This window comes from Pseudoalteromonas sp. bablab_jr011, assembly GCF_016464045.1.
Taxonomy (GTDB): domain Bacteria; phylum Pseudomonadota; class Gammaproteobacteria; order Enterobacterales; family Alteromonadaceae; genus Pseudoalteromonas; species Pseudoalteromonas lipolytica.
In genome coordinates, this window is record NZ_JACDWU010000258.1 from 1 (window position 1) to 338 (window position 338).

The 338-nt window shown below is 45.0% G+C and carries 1 protein-coding gene; it reads right to left on the reverse strand.

Annotation, left to right across the window (positions count from 1 at the left end; translation table 11 throughout):
• Window positions 1-96 precede the first annotated feature (96 nt).
• Window positions 97-338: hypothetical protein (locus JIG41_RS22715; RefSeq protein ID WP_206770791.1), on the reverse strand; the 242-nt coding region annotated here is incomplete at its 5' end.

Genomic DNA, 338 nt, shown 5'->3' on the forward strand with positions numbered 1-338 from the left:
AAACAACCAGCTCAATTTAGCTGTACTAGCTCGCATCTCGCTTTTCGTACTTCGTTGCTTACAACCCCTTCGCGCGTAATAAATTTCACGCCTACATTAAACCGTAGGCGTTATGCTTGCATGGCGCGTTTGCGCAGCAACGTCTCTTTTAAAATTCACGGCTAAAGCCCTTCCTACAAGTGATACACACTTCACACGTGGGAGGCGTTTTAACGCCGAAAAAGCAAACCTTTTCAGCAATAATAAACAACCATCTCGGTTTAGCTCGCATCTCGCTTCTCGTAACTCGTTACTTACAACCCCTTCGCGCGAAATAAATTTCACGCCTACATTAAACC